This is a genomic window from Massilimicrobiota sp. An134 (assembly GCF_002160815.1).
Classification (GTDB): Bacteria; Bacillota_I; Bacilli_A; order Erysipelotrichales; family Coprobacillaceae; genus Allocoprobacillus; species Allocoprobacillus merdigallinarum.
This window is the reverse complement of record NZ_NFLH01000033.1, coordinates 1-25,594: the sequence shown is the minus strand read 5'-3', so window position 1 is coordinate 25,594 and position 25,594 is coordinate 1. Positions and strand designations below refer to the sequence as shown.

Genomic DNA, 25,594 nt, shown 5'->3' with positions numbered 1-25,594 from the left:
CAATGGTATCACCACGAAAGAGTGATTCCATATACAGATACCATTGATAGGCTTCCTTCTTTGAATATGAAAACAAAGTTCCTGTCATGGGCGAGAAAGTCTTATGACAATATTTACATAAATATCTTTGATTTCCATTTTTATCCTTGCCATATTTAATGATATGATCATGACCGCAGTGAGGGCAAAAGGAACTATCAAATTCATCAGACAGTTCCTTATGTACTTCACCATCATAGATATGATTGATGATATGGTTATTGAGTTTTTCTCTAATGATCTCAATTTCATCATCAGTTGCATTATTGATAATGGAATCAATAATATCATTAAACATTTTATCAGTCATAATATCTTCACCTCGATATAAGTATAGCACTGATGAAAATATCATGTTTTATTTTAAAGGGCTTTAACACCGTTTTTATGGAGTTAAAATCAATTACCAACATTTAACTGAAGTTAAATTTTTAGAAAAAAATAAAAATTTGTGCAATAATATGTTCATCAATATCATTAGTATAGTGAAAGGGGGAAAAATTAAAATGAATCAAAAAGAAATTGATTATCTTATTCTTCAGATTCCCCAAATGGATAATGCTTTTGATGAATTATATGAAAAAACCAAGACAAGTGTTTTTGCCTATATCATGAGCATTATTAAAAATTACGATGATAGTCGTGACATTTTTCAGGAAGTTTATGTGAAACTTTATTTAGCAGCTAAAAATTATCAATCACAGAAAAAACCATTAGCATGGATTTATACAATTGCTAGAAATGAATGTTATCTTTATTTAAGAAGACAAAATTTAACACAGGAATATCAGGATCATCTTTATTGTCCACCAGAAATGGACATGCATACAAAAATGATTTTAGAACAGTTATTTGAAAGTTTAAATGATCAGGAAAGAGAAGTGATTATTATGCATGCACTGTGGGGATTAAAGCATCATGAAATTGCCGGCTTATTAGATATTCCTCTAGCAACATCTTTATCCAGCTATCATCGAGGTATGAAAAAAATGAAAAAGATAGGAGCGAAGAGTTATGAATGAAATCAAGGAAGCTTTTACAAAGATTACACCAGATTGCTTAGATGATATTAAAGAAGAATTAAAAACGAGAGATGAAAATATCGTGATCGAAACAAAGAAGAAGAAAAAACGTTATCTTTTGACTTTACCTATTGTGGCAGTCTGTGCAGCGATGGTTTTCATGTTATGGCCTGCGACTCACTCCATTCAAACGGTTGTTGGTTTAGATGTCAATCCAAGTGTTGAATTGAATTTAGATGATGATTATAAAATTGTCGAAGTGAAAACGAATAACGAGGATGGAAAAAAAATTGTTGGCAATATGGATTTAAAAGGTAGCGATATTGAAGTTGGTGTGAATGCGTTGATTGGTGCTATGTTAAAGGAAGGATATATAGACGAACTTAAAAATTCATTACTGATATCAGTAACAGGGGAAAATGAACAAGAAAATGAAAAACTAAGACAACAGCTTTCATTAAATATTGATGAATTATTAAAAGCAAGTGATATTAATGGCTCTATTGTATCACAGACAATTAATGATCAAAATGTTGAAAATCTGGCGAAACAATATCAGATTTCAGTGGGAAAAGCTGAAATTATTCAACAGCTTGTTTCAAAGAATCCATTATATACATTTGATTCTTTAAAGAACTTATCTATTCATGAATTGAATCTGTTATTACAAAGCAATCAGGTTGAACAAGTTTCAATTACAGGTCATGCCAGTGAAAGTGGATATATAGGAAAAGACAAGGCTCAAAGTATTGCTTTTAATGATGCTCAAGTATCTCAACCAACAGTTCAAAAAGTAGAAATGGATTATGATGATGGTGTGATGGTTTATGAAGTTGAATTTTATAAAGATCAGGTTGAATATGATTATGAAATTAATGCTTTGAATGGTGAAATTATAAAAAGTGAAAAAGATGGTGAGAGAACTTCTCAATCAGCTTCATCATCAAATCAGTCTTCAAACCAAAATTCATCAAACAGTTCTCAGACATCAACTCAGCAGATATCACAGGATCAGGCAAAATCAATTGCTAAAAAACATGCTGGTGTTCAATCAGTATCACAAGAAAAAATTCATAAAGATTATGATGATGGTGTTTACAAATTTGAATATGAATTTGTAAGTGGTGATTATAAGTATGAATACGAAATTAATGCTATGACAAGTACTGTGATGAAACATGAAAAAGAATATGTTGGAACAGTCAAATTAACACAAAATGAAGCCAAACAAAAAGCTTTCAGTCATGCCAATGTTTCTTCATCAAATGCCTATGATGTAGAAGTAGAATTAGACCATCAATATTATGAAGTTTCCTTTAAATCAGGACAATATGAATATGAATATAAGATCAATGCATCAGATGGCTCTATTGTAGCGCATGAAAAAGATTATGATGATTAGAAGAAGTTTTATGACTTCTTCTTTTTTCTTAATAAATTCTTAAAACTTTCACATTTTTTATGTAATATAATGATGAAAGGGGTGGGATTATGAATATTTTGGTTGTAGATGATGAAAAAGAAATTGCCGATTTAGTAGAATTGTATTTAAAAAATGAAGGCTTTCAAGTTTTTAAATTTTATAATGGTTGTGATGCTTTACGTTGTGTGGAAACACAGGATATTGATTTGGCTGTTTTAGATATCATGTTACCAGATATAGATGGCTTAAAAATTTGTTCCAAAATCAGAGAAACAAAAATCTTTCCTATTATTATGCTGACAGCTAAAGAAACTGAAATTGATAAAATAACAGGATTGACAATGGGTGCTGATGATTATGTCACAAAACCATTTCGTCCTTTAGAGCTTATGGCACGTATTAAAGCTCAGTTAAGACGTTATACAATGATGTCACCTAAAAAAGATGAATCCGTTTTGACCATTGGTGCTTTAACAATTGATAAAGATAACCATCGCTGTTTTCTAGATAATCAATTATTATCTTTAACACCAACTGAATTTTCTATATTATGGTTATTATGTTCAAATCAGGGAAAAGTAGTCAGTGTTGATCAGATTTTTCATGATTTATGGGGAGAAAAATACTATACCAACTCAAGTAGCTCTATTATGGTTCATATTCGTCATTTAAGAGAGAAAATGAATGACTCAGCAGAAAATCCACGTTATATCCAAACGGTATGGGGAGTAGGTTATAAAATTGAATAAGGACTATACGAGAAAGTTTCAACAGGAAATTCTCAAAATACATATACTCATTACAGCCTGTTGCTTTGTTTTTATATTATTTATTTATTTTTATATGGATTATGTTTATAATGGAGCATTTATTAATTTCTTACAGGAATATTTTGGATGGGATTTTGCACACTTTGCTTTGAGAAATCAAAAAACAATTATCTTTATGATTATTATGCTGGTCATTTTATTGAATTCTATCATTGTTGAAATTTATGCTATTCAAAAAATATCACGTGTCTTTTCACAAATTAAGATTCTTTTTCAAAAAGACAATCAGAGAATTGTTTTAGATGATTCATTATATGAATTAGAAAATGACTTAAATGAACTCAAACGAGAAAGTATTGAAAATGAAAAGAAGGCAATTGATGAAGTTCAGCATAAAGTTGATATGATTGCCTATTTGGCTCATGATATTAAAACACCTTTAGCTTCAGTTATTGGTTATCTCTGTTTACTTGATGAAACACCGCATTTACCAGAAGATTTACGTCATCAATATACACATATTACTTTAGAAAAAGCATATCGTTTAGAAAAACTGATTAATGAGTTTTTTGATATTGCTAAACTGAATCAGACTTATACACCTTTACATAAAGAAAAGATTCATTTGTTGTATCTTTTAGAACAAATGAAAGAAGAATTTTATCCATTGATTTCACAAAAACAACAACATATTGAAATTGATATAAATGAAGATTTATTAATCAATGTGGATGCTCAAAAAATGGCAAGAGTTTTTAATAATATTTTAAAAAATGCCTTTCATTACAGTTATGAAAAAACAACCATTTTTATTAAAGCTTATCAAGATGAGAGTTATACACATATTCTTTTTGAAAATGAAGGAGAGACAATTCCACCAGATAAAATTCAAAATATCTTTAAACAGTTCTATCGTTTAGATGAATCACGTAATTCATCAACAGGAGGATCGGGACTTGGTTTATCAATTGCTAAAACAATTGTGGAACAGCATCAGGGATTTATTAAGGCCACAAGTGCTAAGCATCATACTGTCTTTGATGTGATGCTACCTCTTCATGAACTTTAGAAAATCTTAATAATTCATTAAAAATTTTAATTATTTTGTCCTCTATAATACAGTTATGGAGGATTTTTTATGAGAAAAAAAGTATTAGTATGTATTGCGGTATTAGTTATACCAGTCATCATTTTATTAGTCGATCATTTTTTATTGAAGGAAGATATACACTTATCTTATGGTTATGATACCTCATCTTCATGGCATGAAATTGTAGAACATCAAAGTGAGTATCCATCATCATTAATTGATTTAGCTTTAAGAAATAAAGAAACCATTCCATTTGTCGCTAATTATCCCACCAAACACACACAAGATATGGTGATGAATATTCAAAATGATTTAAAAGATAATCAAATGCCATTGTTACTACAATGGGATGAACGTTGGGGATATCGTTATTATGGTGATCAGATGATGGCTATCAATGGTTGTGGACCAACGTGTTTATCAATGGTTGTCAGTTATTTGACACAAAATGGAAGATATCATCCTTATTATATGGCACAATATAGTGAACAAAATGGTTATTACAGTCAAGATGGAACATCATGGTCTTTTATGATCAGGGGAGCACAGGCTTGTGGTGTTGATGCTAAACAGCTTTCTTTGGATGAAAATCTGATAAAAGAAGAATTAATGCAGGGACATCCTATCATTTGTAGTGTGTCTAAAGGAATTTTTACAATGACAGGGCATTTTATTGTTTTGTCTGAATATAAAAATGGGAAAATTCGTGTGTTAGATCCTAATAGTCAAAAAAAGAGTCATTATTATTCTTTTGATGAATTTTCTAATCAAATCAGAAATTTATGGGTTTACAGTAGGAATAGTTTTTGACTATTCTGTTTTTGTATTATAAAATAGACAAAAAATGGAGGTGCAAAAGTATGAAAATTTCAGAAATATTAAAAAAGAAAGCGACTATTTCTTTTGAAGTTTTTCCGCCTAAAAATAAAGAAGGAGATATTTCTTCTATTTATTATACAATTGAGGAGTTATCTCAATTAAATCCTGATTTTATCAGTGTGACTTATGGTGCAGGAGGATCAACGAAAGGAAAAACAGTAGAGATTGCTTCAACAATTAAAAATCAATATAACATTGAAGCAGTTGCTCATTTAACATGTATATCTTCAACAGAATCAGAAATTTTAGACATCTGTCAACAGTTAAAAGACAATCATATTGAAAATATCTTATCTTTACGTGGTGATTATCCTCAGGATGGTTTACAACATGAATTATCTTTTCATTATGCAAAAGAATTAAATACTTTTATTTCACAACATTTTCCTGGTGACTTTTGTTTGTCTGGAGCCTGTTATCCTGAAGTGCATCAGGAAGCCAGTTGTCTGGAAGATGATTTAAAAGCTTTAAAAGAAAAGGTAGATGCTGGAGCACAGTATTTAATTACTCAAATCTTTTTTGACAATCATTATTATTATCGTTTAGTCAAGGAAGCAAGAAAAAGAGGTATCAATGTACCTATTTTAGCTGGAATTATGCCTGTGACACATTCTAAATCATTACTGAGAACGGCAAAACTTTGTGGCTGTTCGATTCCATATGAATTATCAACGATGATTGAATCTTATTATCATTATCCTGAAGCTATGAAAGAAATTGGAATTAATTATGCGACTCATCAGATCATTGATCTGATTACAAATGGCGTGGATGGAATTCATATTTATACAATGAATAAACCAGAAATCGCTAAAGCAATCTTCCAAAGTATTCCAACTGTTTTAAAAGAGTTAAATCATGAATAAAAAAATTATTAGACACTATCTCAATGCGCAAACAATCATGGATGAACAGACTGAAAAATGCATAGATGTATGTATTGAGGAAGTGAAGCAATATGCTCAATTCAAGGCTGTTTACCAGCAGTTTCATCTTTCTCATCAGCCACTTATGATCAAAGAGATTCATTTTCCATTAGAATCACAGGATTTAGAATTTTATTTCAAAGATTGCCAGGAATGCATTGTGATAGCCTGTACATTAGGACTTTCTATTGATCGTCAGATGAAATATTATGAACATATGGATATGGCAAAAGCAGTTGTGTTTGATGCTGTGAGTAATGCTTATTTAGAAGAGTGCTGTAATCAATATGAACAGTCACTCCATTTACCTCATCATACTTTTCGTTTTGCGCCTGGTTATGGAGATATCCCATTGGATTGGAATCAGACTTTTGCTTCTATTTTGCAGATCAATAAAAGGCTAGGTGTCAGTTTAAATCCATCTGGTTTATTAATTCCCATGAAATCAATGATTGGACTTATTGGAATAGGCAAGGATGTACAAAAAACATGTTTATCATGTATCCGAAAAGATGATTGTGAGTTAAGAAAAGGGGGACAACGATGTTACGTGAAAGATTAAAAAAAGATTTATTGATTTTTGATGGAGCTATGGGGTCAATGCTCCAACAACATGGATTGAAAGTAGGAGAAATTCCTGAAGTTTATAATATAGAACATCCAGATATTATTGTAGATATTCATAAACAATATTTGAAAGCTGGAGCTAATTTTATCACAACGAATACTTTTGGATGTAATCCTATCAAGATGAAAGAGAGTGGATATTGTTATTGTGATTTATTAAAGGCAGCCATCCAAAATGCCAAACAGGCTAGAGATGAAGTCAATCCTGATGCATATATTGCCTTGGATATTGGGCCTATTGGACAGTTGTTAGAGCCTTCTGGAACATTAACATTTGATGAAGCCTATGAAATCATCGCTTCACAAATCCTCATCGCAAAAGATGATGTTGATGTTGTTTTATTAGAAACAATGACGGATTTATATGAAGTCAAAGCAGGTATTCTAGCTGTCAAAGAAAATAGTGATTTACCTGTATTTGTGACAATGACTTTTGAAAGTAATCAGCGTACGTTAACGGGAACAGATCCTTTGACTTTTGTGAATGTTGTAGAAGGATTAAAAGTCGATGCGTTAGGTGTCAATTGCTCATTAGGTCCTGTTGAACTTCAGCCGATAGTCCATACAATATTAAAATATGCTTCTGTTCCTGTCATTGTCCAACCCAATGCGGGATTGCCATGTCTGCATCATGGTGAAACTTGTTATCCAATGAGCAGTGAAGAATTTGTTGAGGCTATGCAATCTTACATCCAGCAAGGTGTCAATATTGTTGGAGGATGTTGTGGCACAACACCAGAGTTTATCGCTGGTTTAAAACAGCAATTACCTGCTCATAGCTATCCTCGTCAAAGAAAAGCTTATACGGCTGTTTCCAGTGCACATCAAACAGTTATTTTTGATGGTGATGTCATTGTTTGTGGCGAAAGATTGAATCCAACAGGAAAGAAAAAATTAAAAGCTGCTCTTCAAGAAGAACGCTATGAAGAATATGTCAAAGAAGCCATTCAACAACAAATGGCAGGTGCTCAGGTTTTAGATGTCAATGTAGGATTACCTGGTATTGATGAAACAAAAGTCATGGTGAATATCATAAAGATGTTGCAGGAAGTTGTGAATTTACCTTTACAGATTGATTCATCATCACCGGAAGTCATTGAAAAAGCTTGTCGTTATTACAATGGAAAACCATTGATTAATTCAGTTAATGGAAAAGAAGAAGTCATGGAGGCTATTTTTCCAATTGTAGAAAAATATGGTGGTGTTGTTATAGGACTGACATTAAAAGATGGCATTCCTTTATATGCTCAAGAACGCTATGAATTAGCCAAAGCCATCATTGAAAAAGCAAAAACGTATCATATTGATAAAAAGGATATCATCATAGATTGTTTAACATTAACAGCATCGGCTCAACAAAAAGAAGTTCAAGAAACCCTCAAAGCACTCACAATGGTTAAAAATCAGTTATCAGTTTATACAACATTAGGTGTATCCAATGTATCTTTTGGTTTACCGAATCGTCCTTTATTGAACCGTACCTTTTTAACTTTAGCTTTACAGGCGGGATTAGATTTGCCTATTATCAATCCATTAGATCAACAATTAATGGATACCATTGATGCTTATCGTGTCTTGACTTATCAAGATCAGGATGCAGCACAGTATATTCAACATCAATCCAACCAAGTAGAACAGTCTGCTGTCAAAACATCATCAGCCTTATCTTTGTTTGATATTATTGTTCATGGATTCAAAGATGAAGTCAAAGCCAAAACTGAAGAATTATTACAGACACAAAATGCTATGGAGATTATTAATCAGACGATTATACCTGCTTTAAATCAGGTGGGAAAAGATTATGAAACAAATCGTATTTTTTTACCTCAGCTGATACAATCAGCTGAAACAACAAAATTAGCTTTTGAAGTTGTCAAAGCAACATTTTCCAAACAAGAGTCTTCAAAAGCAACTGTTTTAATGTGTACTGTAGAAGGAGATATCCACGATATAGGAAAAAATATTGTCAAAGTCATTTTAGAAAGTTATGGTTATGAAGTCATTGATTTAGGAAAAGATGTGAAAATGGAAAGGGTTGTAGAAGCCTATCAGCAATATCATCCTCAGGCTATTGGATTAAGTGCTCTTATGACAACAACAGTTGTTAATATGCAAAAGACGATTCAGGCTTTAAAAGCAGTGAACTGTCAGTGTCCAATCTGGGTTGGTGGAGCTGTATTGACAAGTGAAATCGCTAGGGAAATTGGAGCTGATTATTATTGCGAAGATGCGATGGCATCAGTTCATTTATTACAGGATATTTTATAGGAGGCATTATATGGCATTAAAAGTGAAAATGAATACAATGGACTTGGATGATCTAGATACAGATATTCCATTGTTTGCGACAATTGAAGATGAGGAAAATGATCTTCAGGTTGATGAAAATACAACAATGAAAATTCAAATTAAAGTCAAAGAAGAACAGTAAATGGCTACTGTTCTTCTTTTTCTAATAATTCTAACCAACGTATACTCTTTGTTTCAATTTCATTTTCTAATGCAATGCGTTGATTGGAAAGTTCTTGAATATCATGAAAGTCTGTAACTTGATTTAATTGTTCATCTAACTGTTGAAGTTTTTGTTCAAGTGCAGGAATATCAGCTTCTAAGCTTTCTAATTCCTTTTTTTCAAGATAAGTCAGTCTGACTTTACGTTCTCTCATGGGTTTTTTAGTACTGGATTTGGGTTTATTTGAAGATGTTTGATTTGAAGTGATGATATAATCACTATAACCTCCATTATGAACTTGGATTTGTTGATGCGAAAATACAAATAGCGTGTCACAAAGACGATCTAGAAAATAGCGATCATGTGAAACTGTGATAATAATTCCCTGAAAGCTATCTAAATAGTCTTCTAAAATCTGTAAAGTTGTAATATCTAAATCATTTGTAGGTTCATCCAATAATAAAACATTAGGAGCACCCATCAAAACTTTTAAAAGATATAAACGTCTTTTTTCACCACCAGACAGTCTTCCAATAGGGGTATATTGAAGCTCTTTATCAAAAAGAAACTTTTCACACATCTGTTTCGCTGAAAATTCACCTTGACGAGTTTTCAAATAGCGTGCTTCTTCTTGAATATAGTCAATGACTCTTTGATTGTCATCCATATCTTCGTGACCCTGTTTAAAATATCCTATACGAATAGTTTCACCGTATTCTACTTCACCACTTGTGGGTTGAATTTGTCCAGCAATAATATGAAGTAAAGTCGATTTACCAGAACCATTGATACCGACAATTCCTACACGTTCATTTCTTTGAAAGAGATAATCAAAAGGTTGAAATAAAAGATGATCAAAACGATGAGAAATACCATGTAGTTCAATTGTTTTTTGTCCTAATCTTGAAGCAGTATCAATCATTTCCAGATTTTGTGTGACAGGTAAGTCAGCTTGCTGACTTAAAGCTTCATATCTTTGTAAACGTCCTTTGTTTTTGGTTGTACGAGCCTGGACACCAGCACGGACCCATTCTAATTCTTTTTTAAGAAACTGTTTTCTTTTGTGTTGAGCATTTTGTAGACTTTCTTCACGCTTAGCTTTTTGTTCGAGATAAAGTGAATAATTGGCTTCATAAGTATATAACTGACCATGTTCCAATTCAAGCATACGATGTGTGATACGTTCTAAAAAATAACGATCATGTGTAATCATGACAAGAGCCCTATTGAATTTTGTGAGATATTTTTCAAGATATTCAATCATTTCATGATCTAAATGATTGGTTGGTTCGTCTAACAATAATAAATCACAAGGTTTGATCAGTGCAATAGCCAAAGCGACACGTTTTTTTTGACCACCAGATAACTGACTGATTGGCTGTGAGTGATTGATAATTTGAAAACGATTTAAGATAGATTTGATTTCATATTCTGCCACATCATGACCCACATCTTCATAGACCTGTTCTAAAACGGTATTTTGAGGTTGGAAAGATGGGATTTGAGGTAAATAATTGATACGAATATCTTTCTTTTTGATAATTTCTCCCTTATAATCTTCTTGACCAGCTAATATTTTTAAAAGCGTAGATTTTCCAGTCCCATTTAAACCAATAAGACCAATTTTATCACGTTCATGAATGGAAAAGGAAATATCTTTTGCGATACATTTTAAATTGTTATATTTACTTAGATGTGATACACTCATTAACATATTGAATTTCTCCTTTATTGTTCTATTGTACCATGACTTTTTGTTTTGTAAATACATGTAAGGGAAGTGATAGATTGAAAAGATTATTACTCGTTTTCATTGTTTTTATGATTCTGTTAACGCCAGTGGGCGCACGAGCTGGTGGTGGCAGCAGTAGTGGCGGTGGTGGTGGAGGCAGCAGCCATACGTCGTCGCATCGTTCTAGACGTTCAAGTGGAAATGGATCACCCATAGCAGGTGTGATAGGGATAGGAGCCTGTATGGGAATGATTGTCTACTGGAAAAGAAAAAAAGCCAGACACATGCATCAGGAAATTAAAGATGATTTATCTTTTGCTTATCAGCAGGATGATTTCTGGAATGAAAAAGTCTTAAAGAAGAAAGTTAAAGAAAAATATTTGATTATACAAGAAGCCTGGTCTAAGCAGGATTTAGAAACATTGAAAAAGCATTTAAGTGAATCATTATATGAACAATGGAAACTCAAAATAGAGTGGCAACAATTTCAACAACAATATAATCAATTAGATCATATTCAATTATTGAAAGTCATACTGGTTGATTTACATGATGCAATTGATAATCAGCAGGATTTCTTTTGGGTTTATATAGAAGGCAAGATGAATGATTTAATGATAGAAAAACAAGAAGTGATTGCATCGAATCATGAGTGCTTTGTAGAATATTGGAAATTTGTGCGCCATGGAAATGACTTTTTATTAGATGAAATTAAACAACAGGATGAGGTTGAATCATGATCAGGGGTCTTTTTCGATGTCTGTTATGGATATTGCAGAAAGTCGGTCATCTCATTGGTTGTATCATCGGCTTTGTTTTTGGCTGGATTCCACGTTTAAAAAAGCATATGAGTGGTGAAGAATTTGAGGAATATGTCTATGAAATACTTAAACGTATTGGATATAAACATATACGATTAACGCAAAAGAGTGGTGATTATGGGGTTGATATTTTAGCAACCTATAAAGGCATTCACTATGCTTTTCAATGTAAATATTATAGTAAACCAGTTGGAGTGAGTGCCGTTCAACAGGCTTATAGTGGTTGTGAATATTATGACTATGATGAAGCTGTTGTTGTTACAAATCAGACTTTTACACGACAGGCCCATGCTCTGGCAATGCGTAATGGCGTCATTTTATGGGATGGTGAAAAACTCAATCAGATGCGTCGTTTAGCCAATCGACATGCATTATTTTATCGTTTTCATCACCAAAAAATGCCACATCCATATGAAGATGTTTTACAAGTTATTTTGGAAGCTGGGTATGCTTCAACAGATTTGCTTTATCAGCATTTAAATATGAATATATCACGTATTGATTATATTTTGGATGATTTAGAGTTTTATGATATTGTTTCGAGTGAAGATGATTATGGAATCAGGGAAGTGTATATATCTTCTTTAGAAGAAGGATTAAAATTACTGGAAAGAAGTCATATTTAAAATAAACTATGTTATAATAAAGAAAATATGGAGGGATAAAATGTATAAAGAAGTTTCAAAACAGTTGATGTCTTTTATTCAACAAAGTCCAACAGCATTTCATGCAGTGGATACAATGAAAAAGATTTTAAATCAAAATGGTTATCAGGAATTATCAGAAAGCCAGAAATGGACAATACAATTAGGTGGAAAATATTATGTAACACGTAATCAGTCTAGTTTGATTGCTTTTCATGTTGGTCAACATTTAGAAAATTATAATTTTCATATTGTGGCTTCACATAGTGATTCACCAACTTTTAAGTTAAAAGAAAATGCTGAAGTAGAAATCAAAAATCATTATGTATCTTTAAATACAGAAGGATATGGTGGTATGATTTGTGCTTCATGGCTTGATAGACCTTTATCAATTGCAGGTCGTGTTATGGTTAAAGACAACAATACATATCAGACACGTTTACTTTGTTTTGATCAGGATCTTGTATTGATTCCAAATGTCGCCATTCATATGAATCGCAGTGTGAATGATGGTTATGCCTATAATAAACAAATTGATATGTTACCATTGATTGGAGGACAGGCATATCAATCTGGTGATTTGAAAAAAATGATAGCCAAAGAATTGCAGGTGGATGTTGAAGATATTTATGGCAGTGATTTATATTTATATAATCGTATGCAACCTACAATCTGGGGAGCTCATGATGAATTTATTTCATCACCAAGATTGGATGATTTACAGTGTGCCTATACATCTTTACAAGGTTTCTTAAAAGGACATCATTCGCAAACAATTCAAGTCTTTGCTTGCTTCGATAATGAAGAAGTAGGTTCATCTACAAAACAAGGAGCAGCATCTACATTTTTATATGATACTTTATACCGTATTCATCATCATTTATTTCAAAATGATGAAGATTTCTATCGTGCAGTCGCTTCTAGTTTTATGTTGAGTGGGGATAATGCCCATGCTGTTCACCCTAATCACCCTGAAAAAACAGATCAGCAAAATGGTGTTTATATGAACCAGGGGATTGTGGTGAAATCACATGCTGGACAAAAGTATACAAGCGATGCTTTGAGTATAGCTGTATTGAAAGATTTATGTGAAAAAGCTGGCGTTCCACTTCAATTCTTTGCGAATAGATCGGATATGTTAGGTGGAAGCACGCTAGGAAATATTGCCATGTCTCAGGTGTCAATGAATTGTGTAGATATTGGCTTAGCCCAGCTTGCCATGCATTCATCTTATGAAACAGCAGGAATCAAAGATTCATATGATATGATTAAAGTTATGGAGGAATTTTATAATAGCCATATTCAAGTCGTTAAGGATGGATATGTCATTGTAGACAAGGAGGGATAAAATGTTAAGTCGTTTATGGAAGTTTGTGATATATTCGATTTTTTCACTTTTTCTTGTAACATGCTTGTCTTCTATATTATCATTAGAAAAACAACAGAAAATCTTGCATATGCCTTTTGATAAAACTAACGAAAATAAAAAAAGTTCATAACGAACTTTTAAGAATTTTGATTAATTGCAATGATAGAAATTTGATGAAGATATACGTATATTGTATCGTTTTAAGAATCCTACTTTTTGTAGGATTTTTATTTGATGTCTATTTTTTGAATGATGATGAGCGAGATTGGAATGAAGATACAAATATAAATAATAATACAACAAATATCAATGATATCAAAAGAAATAGTTGTGTGTGAGAATAGGTGAAATATGATTTGGTCGGCTAGGAAAAAATAAATATATGAAAGAAAAAGAAAGACTATCAGTTGAAAAAATCTTTTAAGAAAATGTTTCATAGAAATCCCTCCTTATAAGTTTATCATAACAGAAGGGAACGAAAAAAGATATGAATTTCTCCATATCTTTAATAATAACATACAACAGGTATGTTGACGCTTAATTGACTATATAATGATGCAGCTACATCAAGTGGAAGATTGATACAACCATGTGAACCATATGTTTTATAACGATCTCCACCAAAGGCAGATTGCCATGTTGCATCATGTAAACCAATACCACCATTAAATGCCATCCAATAAGCAACAGGTGTTTCATATTCTGGTTTACCATCTTCTTGAATTTCACCGATTAATGTACGATTACGTTGCATAAAATAAATGTAATAAGTACCACCAGGTGTTCTCTTGTCTGGATCACTTGGTAATCCAGAAACAATGTCTGATTGTAAAACAACATTCCCATTTTTTACAAACCACATGTGTTGACCTGTTAAATCAATTTCTACAAAAGTATGGCCTATTCCTCCATTACTGTAAGATGCCTGTACACCTGTCACAACTGGAGTTCTTGTTTCTTTTTTATGTGCTTTAATATCAGCAAGTAATCCAGTCACTTCTTTACTTTGATTTAATTTATAACCATAATTACCACCAGAAACTGTTCTTGTGCCATTAGCACCAGTAAATGTTTTAGCTTTTCCGATAATATTGATTTGAGGTGCTAAAGTTTCTTTGACAAATTTTGTAGCTTGTTTCTGAAACTCTTCTTCATCGTAATAATAATTTCCTTTTTCATCAATAGATAACCATTGAATCAAATCATTTCCATCTAATACAACTTGACCAGATGTTGTTTGATAAGTAATTTTAGCATCACAATATTCCTTAGCTAGTTTTTGTAAATTTGTAATTGTTTCATCTTGTGATGTCAATTGTGGTTCTTTATAAATATGTTGCTCTTTTAAGTTGATAGAATCCTGACGTGTTTGAAAAGCTTTTTCTACAGCATTAATCAATTGATCGTTTTGAATTGTTGTCCCAAAAACTTCTGGTGTAATCACAAACTCGTCATCTTTATATTCTACCTTGGCATCGACTGGAGCAATTTGTTTATCTTTGACATGCTGTAAAGAATTAACAGCTTCTTCTAATTGCTTTTGATCTGTGATCAATAAATCATTTAATTGAATCTCTGTAGATTGAAAGAAATGTGTAAACCATAGAAAATAATTTTGTTGCTCTAATGTCTTTTGAATACTGTTGTTTTGATTAAAAGAAATTCCACTATCGGTTTGTTTTAAAGTTTCTTTTTCTCCATCAACAAATGTCAATGATAAAGTTTGACTTGTTAAAGCTTTTTCAAGTGTTGAACTTGCATCCTCATACGTGAAACCTGAAACATCAATATCGTTAATTGTCGTATGACTCATAAAACGATTATGATAATAGAAACATCCAAAAAGATAAACAACAATAATCAAAGCACCTAAGATAAGTGCTGCTTTTAATACATGATCTTTTTTTATGCGAATCTTTTTTCTTGGCTCTCTTTCTTGTGTTTTCGTTTCCTCCATATATATACCCCTTATATTTATAGCTTCATTTAGAAGTATAGGTACTTTTCAGATAAAAGTCAAGTTATCCGACATTTTATGTAATTGAAATCAGTATTTTTCATGAATGATGTTGGTTGATTTTTCATCTAAGAAAAGATATGAGAAAAAATCATTATCATTATGATGACACAAATGAAAATATTTGACATTATTGACACTTGTTTGAAAATGAGTTTTTTTACATATGCAATCGTATCAAGGATGGTTATAAATCATAGGGATTGTTTCGATTTCGACAATATATTTATAGAAGATAAAATGATAACATAGAATAGAAAATGATATGAAAGAAGCCAATTTGAATATTTGAAAGTCTATGATCAATGAAATATACAAAAAAGAATCATGGAAATGTTGCATATGATTTGAAAAATTTGTATTTTTGGGTATACTGAAAGTGGAAGGTGATAAATATGGTTAATATGCAAAAAGTTGCAGTGATTGGATGTGGGTTTGTAGGAGCTACATCTGCATTTAGTTTGATTCAGACAGGTTTATTTTCAGAAATGGTATTAATAGATGCAAATGCCAAAAAAGCTGAAGGAGAAGCGATGGATTTAAGTCATGGGAGTGCTTATTTAACACCTATGAATATCTATGCCGGAACTTATGATGATATTGTAGATGCAGGAATTATTGTCATTACAGCAGGTGCAAATCAAAAACCTGATGAAACAAGATTAGACTTAGTTAAGAAAAATGTTCAAATTTTTAAGAGCATTATTCCAGAAATTAAGAAAAGAAATTGTGAAGGTATTTTATTGATTGTTTCTAATCCTGTTGATATTTTGACAGAAGTTGCTTTGAAATTATCAGGATTCCCATCAAATCGAGTTATTGGCTCAGGAACTGTTCTTGATACAGCAAGATTAAAATATGTTTTAGGTAAACATTTACAGGTTGATCCTCGTGATATTCATGCTTATATTATTGGAGAACATGGTGACAGTGAATTGGTTGTATGGTCTGGTGCGCAGGTTGCTGGTATTCATATTAATCATTTCTGTGAATTACGTGGACACTTTAATCATGAAGAAGCCATGGAAAGATTGGCTCAGGAAGTTCGTGATAGTGCTTATGAAATCATTGAAAGAAAAGGAGCAACTTATTATGGTGTAGCAGTTGCGGTAAAACGTATTGCCACAGCGATTGTAAAAGATGAACATGCTGTATTACCTGTTTCTAGCTTGATGCAGGGAGAATTTGGTTTGAATGATTTATGTTTAAGTATTCCAACTGTTATTGGACAAAATGGTGTTGAAAAAGTTGTTGATATTTATTTGAATAATGATGAAAATGATAAATTACAATCAAGTGCCAGAGCTTTAAAAGAAGTATTGGATGATTTGGATTTATAAGAAGAAAGCATTTATAGAGTGAAGTCTATAAATGCTTTTTTGATATTTTCATAGCAGCGATTTCGTTGGCTTTTTGTAAAGCGTGAAACCAGGAATAGCCTAGCATACGATAAGCCATGATACTACCTATATGGCTATCACCAGCCCCGTTGGTATTATAAACGCTCACTGGAATGGCAGGAATATGAAAGTTTTCCTGTTGATTATAGAAATAACATCCATCTTTTCCAAGGGTAACGATTACAGGTTGATGTGTTTGCTGATATAAATATTGGCAGGCTTGTTCAAGCGTAGTTTGTTGTGTATATGTCAGGATTTCCTGCTTGTTTAAATGAATGATAGGATGGAGTGAAAGGATGTTTTGGAAAGATTGTTTGGGTATGTCCATCAAACGTGGACCAGGTGCAAAATAGATGCTTAAATGATCATGATTTTTTAAAAAATGATAAATCACTTCATGAGTATCTTCTTCGATTTCTAATCCACAAAGGTAGACACATTGATATTGTTTCATATCCAATTGTTGAAACCATTCTTTTTGATAAAAATATTCAGCACCATGCTCACAAAGAAAAGTTCTTTCGCCCTGTTGATCTATAATACAATAACAACATCCATTCTTTTGATTGGTTTCAATAAGTATAGGAATCTGATTTTTTTGAAAATGGGTTTTCACAAATTCTCCATAAATACCTTTACCAATAGGTGAAAAGAGGGTATAAGGAAGTTTGGTCTGTCTGAAAATAGAGGCCACATTCCAGGCACAACCACCCATGGCCATGTTTTGACTGATTATATTTTCATCACCACATAGTTGAGGGAACTGTTTGACATAAATATGAACATCACAAACACTTGAACCAATAATTAATGCTGATTTCATGATAAGTATCCTTTCTTTTTGATTTTTTATGAGGACATTATATCAGATAAGTCTATGTTTAGAAATGTTTTAGTGCTATAATGAAACAATGATGGGAGGGGTTATATGGATGATACAAATATGATGAGTGAGGGGTCTATTGCTAAAAAGATTATTTATTTTGCGATTCCTTTGTTTTTAGGTAATTTATTTCAACAATTATATAATACTGCTGATTCTTTGATTGTTGGAAATTTTTTAGGATCAAGTGCTCTTGCTGCTGTAGCGTCTTCAGGTAACTTGATTTTTTTACTGGTTGGTTTCTTTAATGGCATTTCTGTGGGAGCTGGCGTTGTGATTGCACGTTTCTTTGGGGCTCATGATCATAGACGTGTGCATTTATCTATTCATACAACTGTTGCTTTAGGAATTGTATGTGGTATTGTTTTAACGATTTTAGGTGTTGTATTTGCACCTAAGATTTTAATTTTGATGGGAACACCCCAGGATGTTTTACCTAATTCTATTATTTACTTTAGAGTCTATTTTATGGGGTCATTGGCTTTTGTGCTTTACAATGCTTTTACAGGAATCTTACAGGCTTTAGGTGATAGTAAACATCCGTTATATTACTTGATTATATCTTCAGTTATTAATGTTGTTTTAGACATTGTTTTTATTACTGTCTTTGATATGGGAGTAGGAGGGGCCGCTTTAGCTACGATTATTTCACAAATTGTCAGTGCTGTTTTATGCTTTGTGCATTTAATTAAATTACCTGCATATCCATTAAAAGTCCAACAAATTCGATTTGATTTACCAATGCTGAAACTGGTTATTCAAAATGGATTGCCTGCAGGAATTCAAAATTCAATTATAGCTTTAGCCAATGTTGTTGTCCAAAGCTATATCAATAGTTTTGGACAGATGGCTGTGGCAGGATGTGGGGCTTATTCAAAAATTGAAGGCTTTGGATTTTTACCTATTACATGTTTTGCCTTAGCAATGACAACTTTTGTTTCACAGAATATTGGAGCAAAGAAATATGATCGTGTCAAAAAAGGAACGCGTTTTGGTATTATCTGTTCATTGGTCTTGGCGCAAATTATAGGGATGATCATTTTTATTGGAGCACCATTTTTGATTGGCTTATTTGATTCAACTCAAGATGTTATAAGCTATGGAACAATGCAAGCTAGAACCGTGACTTTATTTTATTTTTTATTAGCTTTTTCACACTGTATTGCAGGTATTTTAAGAGGAGCAGGAAAATCAATGATTCCCATGATTGTGATGATGATTTTTTGGTGTGTCGTTCGTGTTTTATACATCAGTATTGCTTTGCATCTGGCTCATGATATTCATCTTGTTTTTTGGGCATATCCGATCACTTGGGCATGCAGCTCTATTGTTTTTTTATGGTTTTATCTGTTTTCTTCGTGGTTACCACGATTGGAAAAAGACAGTTTATGAAAATTTGTTAAAATATGGAAAAATAGTGATAAGTGGCGAAAATAAGCCACTTTTTTTGTGCAAAAAATCAAAAAATAAAGCATGTTTTTTCTATACATAAGGGTATAAATAGTATATAATAGTGGTACGAAGTGTTAAAATATGTATAGAAATGTATAAAAGTGGGTGATTTTGAAGTGTTCATTGGGGAATATAGACATAATATTGATACAAAAGGACGATTAAGCATTCCTGCCAAAATGCGTCTTGAATGTGGTGAAAAAGTCTATGTGACTCGTGGGAATGAAGGCTGCTTGGCTATTTATACAGTTGAAGGCTGGGAAAACTATTATCAATCACTCATGACACTTCCTAAAAGAAAAGCCGAAGTGAGAACTTTTATACGTTTGGTGACTTCAAGAGCGACAGATTGTGAATTTGATAAATTGGGTCGTATCAATATTCCACTTGTTTTAAGAAAAGAAGGAAATCTGCAAAAAGAATGTGTCATCGTCGGTGCAGGTGATCATATTGAATTATGGAATAGTGAAACATGGGATCATTTCTATGATGACAATATAGATCATTTCGATGAGATTTCAGAAAATATAGATGATTTAGATTAGGAGGATGTTATGTTTCATCATGTCAGTGTTTTATTAAAGGAAACAATCGATGGTTTAAATATAAAAGAAGATGGCATTTATGTAGATTGTACACTGGGTGGTGGTGGACATAGTCAGGAAATTTTAAAACGTTTAACAACGGGTCATCTCTATTGTTTTGATCAAGATCAACATGCGATAGAAGCAGCCAGACAGCGTCTAGCTCAAATTTCTGATCATTTTACAATTATTTATTCTAATTTTAAAAATTTGAAAGCTGAGCTTGCAAAACGTGGCGTAGAACATGTGGATGGAATTGTGTTTGATTTAGGTGTTTCTTCACCTCAGTTTGATGATGGTGAACGTGGTTTTAGTTACAATTACGATGCCAAACTGGATATGCGTATGGATCAGAATCAAAAATTAACTGCATACGATATCGTCAATTCTTATAGTTATCAGGATATTGTCACAATTCTGTATAAATTTTCTGAAGAAAAATTTGCCAAACAAATTGCCAGAGCGATTGAACGTCATCGTGAAATCAAGCCTATTGAAACAACATTTGAACTGGTGGATATTATTAAAGAAGCGATTCCAGCTCCGGCCAGAAGAAAAGGTGGACATCCAGCGAAGCGTACATTTCAGGCTTTACGTATTGCGGTTAATGATGAATTGAATGTTTTTGATATCGCTTTAAATGATGCTTTAAAAATATTGAATGTTCATGGCCGTATTGCAGTCATTACATTTCATTCTTTGGAAGATAAGATATGTAAATATACTTTTCAGGAAGTGACAAAACAACCAGAACTTCCTAGGGGAATGCCAATTGTTCCTGAATATTTGAAACCAAGGTTTCAAAAAATCACAAAAAAACCAATTGTGGCGAGTGATGAAGAATTATTAGAGAATCATCGCTCTCATTCAGCAAAATTAAGAATTATAGAAAGGATATATGAGGATGAGGAATAAGAGAAAAGAAACAAGATTTTTAAGATTTTCAAAACGTTTATTAGTGATGAGTTTTATTGTTTTTGTTGTAGGGATTGTTGCATTAAATTCTTATGAATCAACAATTAATGTAGCATGTAATCAGTTGGAAAAGGATATTAAGACAATTGAATCAGATATTGATGGATTAGATATGAAAAAATTAGAGTTAGCTTCTTTTTCTCGTATTGAATCTGTTGCTGAAGCGAAGGGATATACATATAAACAAAATACTGCCACAGCTGCTGTTGTAGGAGTTCCTGAAGAATAATGGCTTTGAAGAAAAATAATAATCAAAGTGCTAAAATTATATATTGTATTATTATTGCAGTCATTGTTTGTATGGTACTTAATGTCATTTACTTGGGAGCTACTGGGAAACATTTGATCAGTGGAAATGATATTGAAGGTTATGCTAAAGATCGTGGTGAAAGTAAAACAGAGATTTTGCCTGCTAAACGTGGGACAATCTATTCAAGTGATAATGAAGTTATTGCCAGTGACATGAAAACATATAAGCTTTATGCGATTTTATCTAAGACACATTTAACGCTTGATAAAAAACCGGATTATGTTGTTGATAAAGAAAAAACCGCCAAAGAATTATCACCTATTATTGAAATGGATGAAGAAGATATTTTAAACCGATTGAGTAAAGATACTTATCAGGTAGAGTTTGGAAGTTATGGAAACAATCTGTCATCTCTTGTAAAAGATCAGATTGATGCCCTTAATTTACCTGGTTTGGAATTTGAAGAAATCACAACACGAAATTATCGTTATGGTGATTTTGCATCCTATGAAGTTGGATATGCACAAGCAGTTACAGAAGAAATTAAAGGAAAGACAGTTCAGAATATAGTTGGACAAATGGGTATTGAACAGGCGTTTGATGATGAATTGTCTGGAGAAGACGGAGAAAGAACTTATTTAGCTGACAATAATAATAATGTCTTGCCAAATGGAATTTTGAGTGAGACTGCACCTGTTGCGGGAAATGATGTTTATTTAACGATTGATAGTGATGTTCAGACGGAATTAGATATGCAGATGGAAAAAATGGTAAAAGAACTAAAGCCAGAAAAAGCAACCTGTGGAATTATGGATGCAAAAACGGGAAAGTTATTGGCTATTTCTAACTATCCATCATTTGATCCAAATGAACGTGATATTGATAATTATGTTGATTTATTTTTTAATGAACCTGTTGAACCTGGTTCAGTCTTTAAATCATTTGTTTATGGAAATGCGATTAATGATCATAAATTGGATGTGAATGATACTTATCAATCAGGAAAGTATTACTATAAAGTCAATGGAAAAACAGTTGCGATACTCAAGGACCATAATAAAGGAGAAGGTTGGGGAACAATCAGTTATAAACAAGGATTTTATTATTCAAGTAATACGGGAATCTGTCACATTTTAAGTGAAAAAACAGATAAAGAATCTTTGCTTCAGGATTATGAAGATTTAGGTTTCTTTAAAGAAAGTAATATCGATGGTTTAGAATCTGCCGCAGGTTTTGCTGGATATAAACGTGAAGGAGAAAGAACGTTAGAGTATTTGACAACCGGATATGGACAAGGATCAACATTTACAGGTTTGCAGTTAATACGTGCCTATAGTGCGTTTGCAAATGATGGGAAAATGGTAGAACCTTATATCGTAGAAAAAGTTGTCAACAGTGATACAAAAGAAGCTCTATATCAGGCAAAAACACAGTACTCTAAACAAATATATTCTACTGATACTGTCAAACAGGTCAGAGATTTATTAAAAGGTGTTATTAATATAGAAGGAAGTACAGGATATAATTATCGTATGGATGATGTGAATTTGATTGGGAAAACTGGAACAGGACAGGTAGCATCTGAATCAGGTGGTTATCGTAGTGGTTTCTATACAAACAGTTTTGTCGGTATGGCTCCATATGATGATCCACAGGTCATTATAGTGATGTGGTATCAGGGAAGTTCTGCAAGTACTGTAGAATCTGCCAAAGTTGTTCAGGCTGGTATTCGTGCGGCTTTAAATAAATTAAATGAACAACCATCACAAGTTGTAGAAACATCTACATTTGTTTTAGATAATTATACAAATCAAAGTGTTGATTATGCAAAAGACGTTTTATCTAATCATCAATTATCTTCACTTGTTGTAGGAGATGGAAATGTCATTGTTGATCAATATCCAAAAGCACAGACTGAAGTGTCTTCCAAATCAAGGGTATTCTTACAAACCAATGGAACCAATATTACCATGCCGTCCATGACAGGATGGTCGCGTAAAGAGGCGGAAGCTTTTGGTGCCATGGCTAATGTAGAAATAGAATTCAAAGGTGTGGGTTCGATTTATGAACAAAGTGTATCGAAAGGTACAAAGCTAAAAGCTAATCAAAAAATTACAGTGACGGCAAAATAGGGGCTGAATTCAGTCCCTATTTTCATATTTTCAATATCATAAACATACAATATGTTGGTGATGTGACATGGTTTTTTCTAAAATGATACAGAAGATCAAATGGGTCAATATTGTCATGACCATTATTATTGTTTGTATTGTGATTCGTCTTGGCTATAGTCAGTTTATTGCTTATCAGGAATTGAGTTTAAAAGCAACAGAATCATGGCAACGTAGTTTTCCATTGGAAGCATCACGTGGAAAAATATATGACAGTCAGCATGTGACTTTGGTTGATAATCTCACAACATCTTCGTTGATTGTTGTTCCAAGTCAAATTAAAGATCCTATCCATACTGCCTATCAACTCGCTCAAATTCTAGAATGTGATGAAAAGACATTATTGGATAAAATACAAAAGAAAGTTTCAGTAGAAAGAATTCAACCAGAAGGACGACAACTAGATGAAAATAAAGCGTATAGTATTGATCGTTTAAAATTACCGGGGGTCTATCTTGTTCAAGATACTTTGCGATATTACCCATTTCAAAATTATTTAGCTCAAACGTTAGGATTTGTTGGCATTGATAATCAAGGATTAGTTGGTTTGGAGTTACAATATGATGATTATCTTTCTGGAATGAATGGAAGCATTCATTATTATATGAATGCCAAAGGACAAAATTTAAACATTTATCCAGCTGATTATGTTTATCCAACTTCTGGCATGGATATTGAATTAACAATTGATACATGTGTTCAGGATGTCGTAGAAAGAGAATTAAACAATGCTTATGCGACTTATGATCCAGATTCTATTTTGTGTTTAGCAATGGATCCTCGTAATGGTAAAATTCTAGCAATCTGCAGTAAGCCTGATTTTGATCCGAATGATTATCAAAATGCTGATAGTGAAATTTATAATCGTAATTTACCAATTTGGAAATCCTATGAGCCAGGATCAACATTCAAAATTATTACTTTTAGTAGTGCTTTAAATGAGAATCTTTTTGATATGGACAAAGATACTTATTATGATAAAGGTTATGAAATTGTAGGCGGTGTTCGTATTAAATCATGGAAAAAAGGAGGACATGGTTTACAGACATTTAGAGAAGTTTTACAAAATTCTTCCAATCCTGGATTTGTTGAAATTGGGCGTAGACTTGGTAAAGAACGTCTTTATCAGTATATTCAAGATTTTGGATTAACACAAAAAACAGGTGTTGATATGATGGGGGAATCTAGTGGAATTATGTTTGATTATGATAAGTTTAATGAAGTTGAACAGGCAACTGTGGCTTTTGGACAAGGCATTTCTGTGACACCAATCCAGCTTGTCAGAGCTGTTTGTGCCTGTGTGAATGGTGGTAAACTCTATCAGCCTTATATTGTCAATAAAATCTATAATTCCAAAACACATGAAGTTGTCAGTGAAAAACAACCCAAAATGTTAAAACAGGTCATTCGTGAAAATACGTCAGCTAAAGTCAGAGATGCTTTGGAAGGTGTTGTGACGGATGGAGGAGGAAAGAATGCTTATATAGACGGGTATCGTATTGGGGGAAAAACAGGAACCGCTCAACGTGCCATTAATGGAACATATGCTGGTAATGGCTATATTCTTTCTTTTTTAGGTGTTGCGCCCATTGATGATCCCCAGATTGTGCTTTATTTAGCCATGGATAATCCTAAAAAATGTGTTCAGTATGGTGGAACAACAGCAGCTCCTATTGCCAGAAAAATCTTCATGGATGTTTTACCAGCACTGGGAGTTCAAAAAGTGACACAACAACGAGAAAAAGCTTATGTCTGGACGGATACGAGAACTTTTGATGTACAAAATTATATTGGTAAGAAAAAATCAGAAGTGAAAAATGATCAATATGGTTTTGAATTTTTAGGCGAAGGTGACTATGTCATTGATCAATTGCCTCGTGTTGGAGAACAGATAGAAGAAGGTCAGAAAGTGAAAATTATGTTAGGTAATCAACAAGAGATCCGTTAATGGTGAAATGAAAAACTAAATTCCACTTTGTATATTTAAATTCAACTCTTCTTGTGGGAGTTGAATTTCAAATTGCAAAGTGATTTTTTGTATTATAAAAATCACCTTCAGATATTGATT

At 32.6% G+C, this 25,594-nt stretch carries 23 protein-coding genes; 19 read left to right on the top strand and 4 right to left on the bottom strand.

Features of this window, described 5'->3' with window-relative positions; all coding sequences use genetic code 11:
- Positions 1 to 349, bottom strand: a 349-nt coding sequence (locus B5E79_RS11150; protein WP_162607326.1) for an IS1 family transposase, incomplete at its 3' end; no start/stop codon positions are given.
- Positions 350 to 545: 196 nt separating this feature from the next.
- On the opposite strand from B5E79_RS11150, the gene B5E79_RS11145 reads away from it, so the two are divergent.
- The 9 genes from B5E79_RS11145 (at position 546) to B5E79_RS13500 (ending at position 9,207) form a co-directional block, all read left to right on the top strand.
- A complete protein-coding gene (locus B5E79_RS11145; RefSeq protein ID WP_158095502.1) occupies positions 546 to 1,061 on the top strand; it encodes an RNA polymerase sigma factor in 516 nt (171 codons plus the stop codon).
- Positions 1,054 to 2,463, top strand: coding sequence for an anti-sigma-I factor RsgI family protein (locus tag B5E79_RS11140; RefSeq protein ID WP_087298071.1), 1,410 nt, complete (start codon positions 1,054 to 1,056; stop codon positions 2,461 to 2,463). The genes B5E79_RS11145 and B5E79_RS11140 overlap by 8 nt, the downstream gene beginning before the upstream one ends.
- An 89-nt stretch (positions 2,464 to 2,552) precedes the next feature.
- Positions 2,553 to 3,233, top strand: coding sequence for a VanR-ABDEGLN family response regulator transcription factor (gene vanR, locus B5E79_RS11135; protein ID WP_087243937.1), 681 nt, complete (start codon positions 2,553 to 2,555; stop codon positions 3,231 to 3,233).
- On the top strand, positions 3,226 to 4,323 hold the full coding sequence (locus B5E79_RS11130) for a sensor histidine kinase (protein WP_087298070.1): 1,098 nt from the start codon (positions 3,226 to 3,228) through the stop codon (positions 4,321 to 4,323). The genes vanR and B5E79_RS11130 overlap by 8 nt, the downstream gene beginning before the upstream one ends.
- A 69-nt stretch (positions 4,324 to 4,392) precedes the next feature.
- Positions 4,393 to 5,154: a C39 family peptidase gene (locus tag B5E79_RS11125; RefSeq protein WP_087298069.1), complete on the top strand. Its 762-nt coding sequence runs from the start codon at positions 4,393 to 4,395 to the stop codon at positions 5,152 to 5,154.
- 50 nt (positions 5,155 to 5,204) lie between these two features.
- Positions 5,205 to 6,089, top strand: a complete 885-nt coding sequence (gene metF / locus B5E79_RS11120; RefSeq protein ID WP_087243940.1) for a methylenetetrahydrofolate reductase [NAD(P)H] — start codon at positions 5,205 to 5,207, stop codon at positions 6,087 to 6,089.
- Positions 6,082 to 6,711 carry a vitamin B12 dependent-methionine synthase activation domain-containing protein gene (locus tag B5E79_RS11115; RefSeq protein WP_087298068.1) on the top strand — a complete coding sequence of 210 codons (630 nt, stop codon included), beginning with the start codon at positions 6,082 to 6,084 and terminating at the stop codon, positions 6,709 to 6,711. Before metF ends, B5E79_RS11115 begins: the two co-directional genes overlap by 8 nt.
- Positions 6,693 to 9,044: a homocysteine S-methyltransferase family protein gene (locus B5E79_RS11110; RefSeq protein ID WP_087298067.1), complete on the top strand. Its 2,352-nt coding sequence runs from the start codon at positions 6,693 to 6,695 to the stop codon at positions 9,042 to 9,044. The genes B5E79_RS11115 and B5E79_RS11110 overlap by 19 nt, the downstream gene beginning before the upstream one ends.
- Positions 9,045 to 9,054: 10 nt before the next feature.
- Positions 9,055 to 9,207 carry a hypothetical protein gene (locus B5E79_RS13500; RefSeq protein ID WP_158093997.1) on the top strand — a complete coding sequence of 51 codons (153 nt, stop codon included), beginning with the start codon at positions 9,055 to 9,057 and terminating at the stop codon, positions 9,205 to 9,207.
- A gap of 4 nt (positions 9,208 to 9,211) precedes the next feature.
- Here B5E79_RS13500 and B5E79_RS11105 read toward each other — a convergent pair whose 3' ends face one another.
- Entirely contained in the window at positions 9,212 to 10,942 is a 1,731-nt protein-coding gene (locus tag B5E79_RS11105) for an ABC-F family ATP-binding cassette domain-containing protein (RefSeq protein WP_087298066.1), read from the bottom strand.
- A 74-nt stretch (positions 10,943 to 11,016) separates the two neighbouring features.
- Here B5E79_RS11105 and B5E79_RS11100 point away from each other — a divergent pair, with 74 nt between their 5' ends.
- From B5E79_RS11100 to B5E79_RS11090, 3 genes are read left to right on the top strand one after another with little or no spacing between them, the layout of a single operon-like run.
- Positions 11,017 to 11,700 carry a TIM44-like domain-containing protein gene (locus B5E79_RS11100; protein WP_158095501.1) on the top strand — a complete coding sequence of 228 codons (684 nt, stop codon included), beginning with the start codon at positions 11,017 to 11,019 and terminating at the stop codon, positions 11,698 to 11,700.
- Complete coding sequence (locus B5E79_RS11095; RefSeq protein ID WP_087243945.1) at positions 11,697 to 12,407, top strand: restriction endonuclease; 711 nt, start codon at positions 11,697 to 11,699, stop codon at positions 12,405 to 12,407. The genes B5E79_RS11100 and B5E79_RS11095 overlap by 4 nt, the downstream gene beginning before the upstream one ends.
- A 40-nt stretch (positions 12,408 to 12,447) precedes the next feature.
- The gene (locus B5E79_RS11090) at positions 12,448 to 13,773 is read left to right on the top strand and encodes a M18 family aminopeptidase (protein ID WP_087298064.1); all 1,326 of its coding nucleotides are present in this window, start codon (positions 12,448 to 12,450) and stop codon (positions 13,771 to 13,773) included.
- 526 nt (positions 13,774 to 14,299) lie between these two features.
- Here the strand turns inward: B5E79_RS11090 and B5E79_RS11085 are convergent.
- Positions 14,300 to 15,751, bottom strand: coding sequence for a L,D-transpeptidase family protein (locus B5E79_RS11085; RefSeq protein ID WP_087298063.1), 1,452 nt, complete (start codon positions 15,749 to 15,751; stop codon positions 14,300 to 14,302).
- A gap of 455 nt (positions 15,752 to 16,206) precedes the next feature.
- Between B5E79_RS11085 and B5E79_RS11080 the strand changes: the two genes are divergently transcribed.
- Positions 16,207 to 17,151: an L-lactate dehydrogenase gene (locus B5E79_RS11080; RefSeq protein ID WP_087243948.1), complete on the top strand. Its 945-nt coding sequence runs from the start codon at positions 16,207 to 16,209 to the stop codon at positions 17,149 to 17,151.
- A 25-nt stretch (positions 17,152 to 17,176) separates the two neighbouring features.
- Here B5E79_RS11080 and B5E79_RS11075 read toward each other — a convergent pair whose 3' ends face one another.
- A complete protein-coding gene (locus B5E79_RS11075) occupies positions 17,177 to 18,034 on the bottom strand; it encodes a PfkB family carbohydrate kinase (RefSeq protein ID WP_087298062.1) in 858 nt (285 codons plus the stop codon).
- A gap of 105 nt (positions 18,035 to 18,139) precedes the next feature.
- Between B5E79_RS11075 and B5E79_RS11070 the strand changes: the two genes are divergently transcribed.
- The 6 genes from B5E79_RS11070 (at position 18,140) to B5E79_RS11045 (ending at position 25,474) form a co-directional block, all read left to right on the top strand.
- Positions 18,140 to 19,486, top strand: coding sequence for an MATE family efflux transporter (locus B5E79_RS11070; RefSeq protein ID WP_087298061.1), 1,347 nt, complete (start codon positions 18,140 to 18,142; stop codon positions 19,484 to 19,486).
- A 176-nt stretch (positions 19,487 to 19,662) separates the two neighbouring features.
- Positions 19,663 to 20,091 (top strand): division/cell wall cluster transcriptional repressor MraZ, encoded by a 429-nt coding sequence (gene mraZ / locus B5E79_RS11065; protein ID WP_087298060.1) that lies wholly within the window; start codon positions 19,663 to 19,665, stop codon positions 20,089 to 20,091.
- A 9-nt stretch (positions 20,092 to 20,100) separates the two neighbouring features.
- Entirely contained in the window at positions 20,101 to 21,045 is a 945-nt protein-coding gene (rsmH, locus tag B5E79_RS11060; RefSeq protein WP_087298059.1) for a 16S rRNA (cytosine(1402)-N(4))-methyltransferase RsmH, read from the top strand.
- On the top strand, positions 21,035 to 21,334 hold the full coding sequence (locus tag B5E79_RS11055; RefSeq protein ID WP_087298058.1) for a hypothetical protein: 300 nt from the start codon (positions 21,035 to 21,037) through the stop codon (positions 21,332 to 21,334). The genes rsmH and B5E79_RS11055 overlap by 11 nt, the downstream gene beginning before the upstream one ends.
- Positions 21,334 to 23,487, top strand: coding sequence for a penicillin-binding protein (locus tag B5E79_RS11050; RefSeq protein ID WP_087298057.1), 2,154 nt, complete (start codon positions 21,334 to 21,336; stop codon positions 23,485 to 23,487). Before B5E79_RS11055 ends, B5E79_RS11050 begins: the two co-directional genes overlap by 1 nt.
- 67 nt (positions 23,488 to 23,554) lie before the next feature.
- Positions 23,555 to 25,474, top strand: a complete 1,920-nt coding sequence (locus B5E79_RS11045; RefSeq protein WP_087298056.1) for a penicillin-binding transpeptidase domain-containing protein — start codon at positions 23,555 to 23,557, stop codon at positions 25,472 to 25,474.
- Positions 25,475 to 25,594: the final 120 nt, after the last annotated feature.

Coding starts and splice junctions, on each gene's coding strand:
- B5E79_RS11050 (WP_087298057.1), top strand. CDS start 21,334: ATGGCTTTGAAGAAAAATAATAATCAAAGTGCTAAAATTATATATTGT.
- B5E79_RS11145 (WP_158095502.1), top strand. CDS start 546: ATGAATCAAAAAGAAATTGATTATCTTATTCTTCAGATTCCCCAAATG.
- metF (WP_087243940.1), top strand. CDS start 5,205: ATGAAAATTTCAGAAATATTAAAAAAGAAAGCGACTATTTCTTTTGAA.
- B5E79_RS11045 (WP_087298056.1), top strand. CDS start 23,555: ATGGTTTTTTCTAAAATGATACAGAAGATCAAATGGGTCAATATTGTC.
- vanR (WP_087243937.1), top strand. CDS start 2,553: ATGAATATTTTGGTTGTAGATGATGAAAAAGAAATTGCCGATTTAGTA.
- B5E79_RS11105 (WP_087298066.1), bottom strand. CDS start 10,942: ATGTTAATGAGTGTATCACATCTAAGTAAATATAACAATTTAAAATGT.
- B5E79_RS11090 (WP_087298064.1), top strand. CDS start 12,448: ATGTATAAAGAAGTTTCAAAACAGTTGATGTCTTTTATTCAACAAAGT.
- B5E79_RS11075 (WP_087298062.1), bottom strand. CDS start 18,034: ATGAAATCAGCATTAATTATTGGTTCAAGTGTTTGTGATGTTCATATT.
- B5E79_RS11085 (WP_087298063.1), bottom strand. CDS start 15,751: ATGGAGGAAACGAAAACACAAGAAAGAGAGCCAAGAAAAAAGATTCGC.
- B5E79_RS11095 (WP_087243945.1), top strand. CDS start 11,697: ATGATCAGGGGTCTTTTTCGATGTCTGTTATGGATATTGCAGAAAGTC.
- B5E79_RS11125 (WP_087298069.1), top strand. CDS start 4,393: ATGAGAAAAAAAGTATTAGTATGTATTGCGGTATTAGTTATACCAGTC.
- B5E79_RS11110 (WP_087298067.1), top strand. CDS start 6,693: ATGTTACGTGAAAGATTAAAAAAAGATTTATTGATTTTTGATGGAGCT.
- B5E79_RS11070 (WP_087298061.1), top strand. CDS start 18,140: ATGGATGATACAAATATGATGAGTGAGGGGTCTATTGCTAAAAAGATT.
- rsmH (WP_087298059.1), top strand. CDS start 20,101: ATGTTTCATCATGTCAGTGTTTTATTAAAGGAAACAATCGATGGTTTA.
- B5E79_RS11115 (WP_087298068.1), top strand. CDS start 6,082: ATGAATAAAAAAATTATTAGACACTATCTCAATGCGCAAACAATCATG.
- B5E79_RS11080 (WP_087243948.1), top strand. CDS start 16,207: ATGGTTAATATGCAAAAAGTTGCAGTGATTGGATGTGGGTTTGTAGGA.
- B5E79_RS13500 (WP_158093997.1), top strand. CDS start 9,055: ATGGCATTAAAAGTGAAAATGAATACAATGGACTTGGATGATCTAGAT.
- B5E79_RS11140 (WP_087298071.1), top strand. CDS start 1,054: ATGAATGAAATCAAGGAAGCTTTTACAAAGATTACACCAGATTGCTTA.
- B5E79_RS11055 (WP_087298058.1), top strand. CDS start 21,035: ATGAGGAATAAGAGAAAAGAAACAAGATTTTTAAGATTTTCAAAACGT.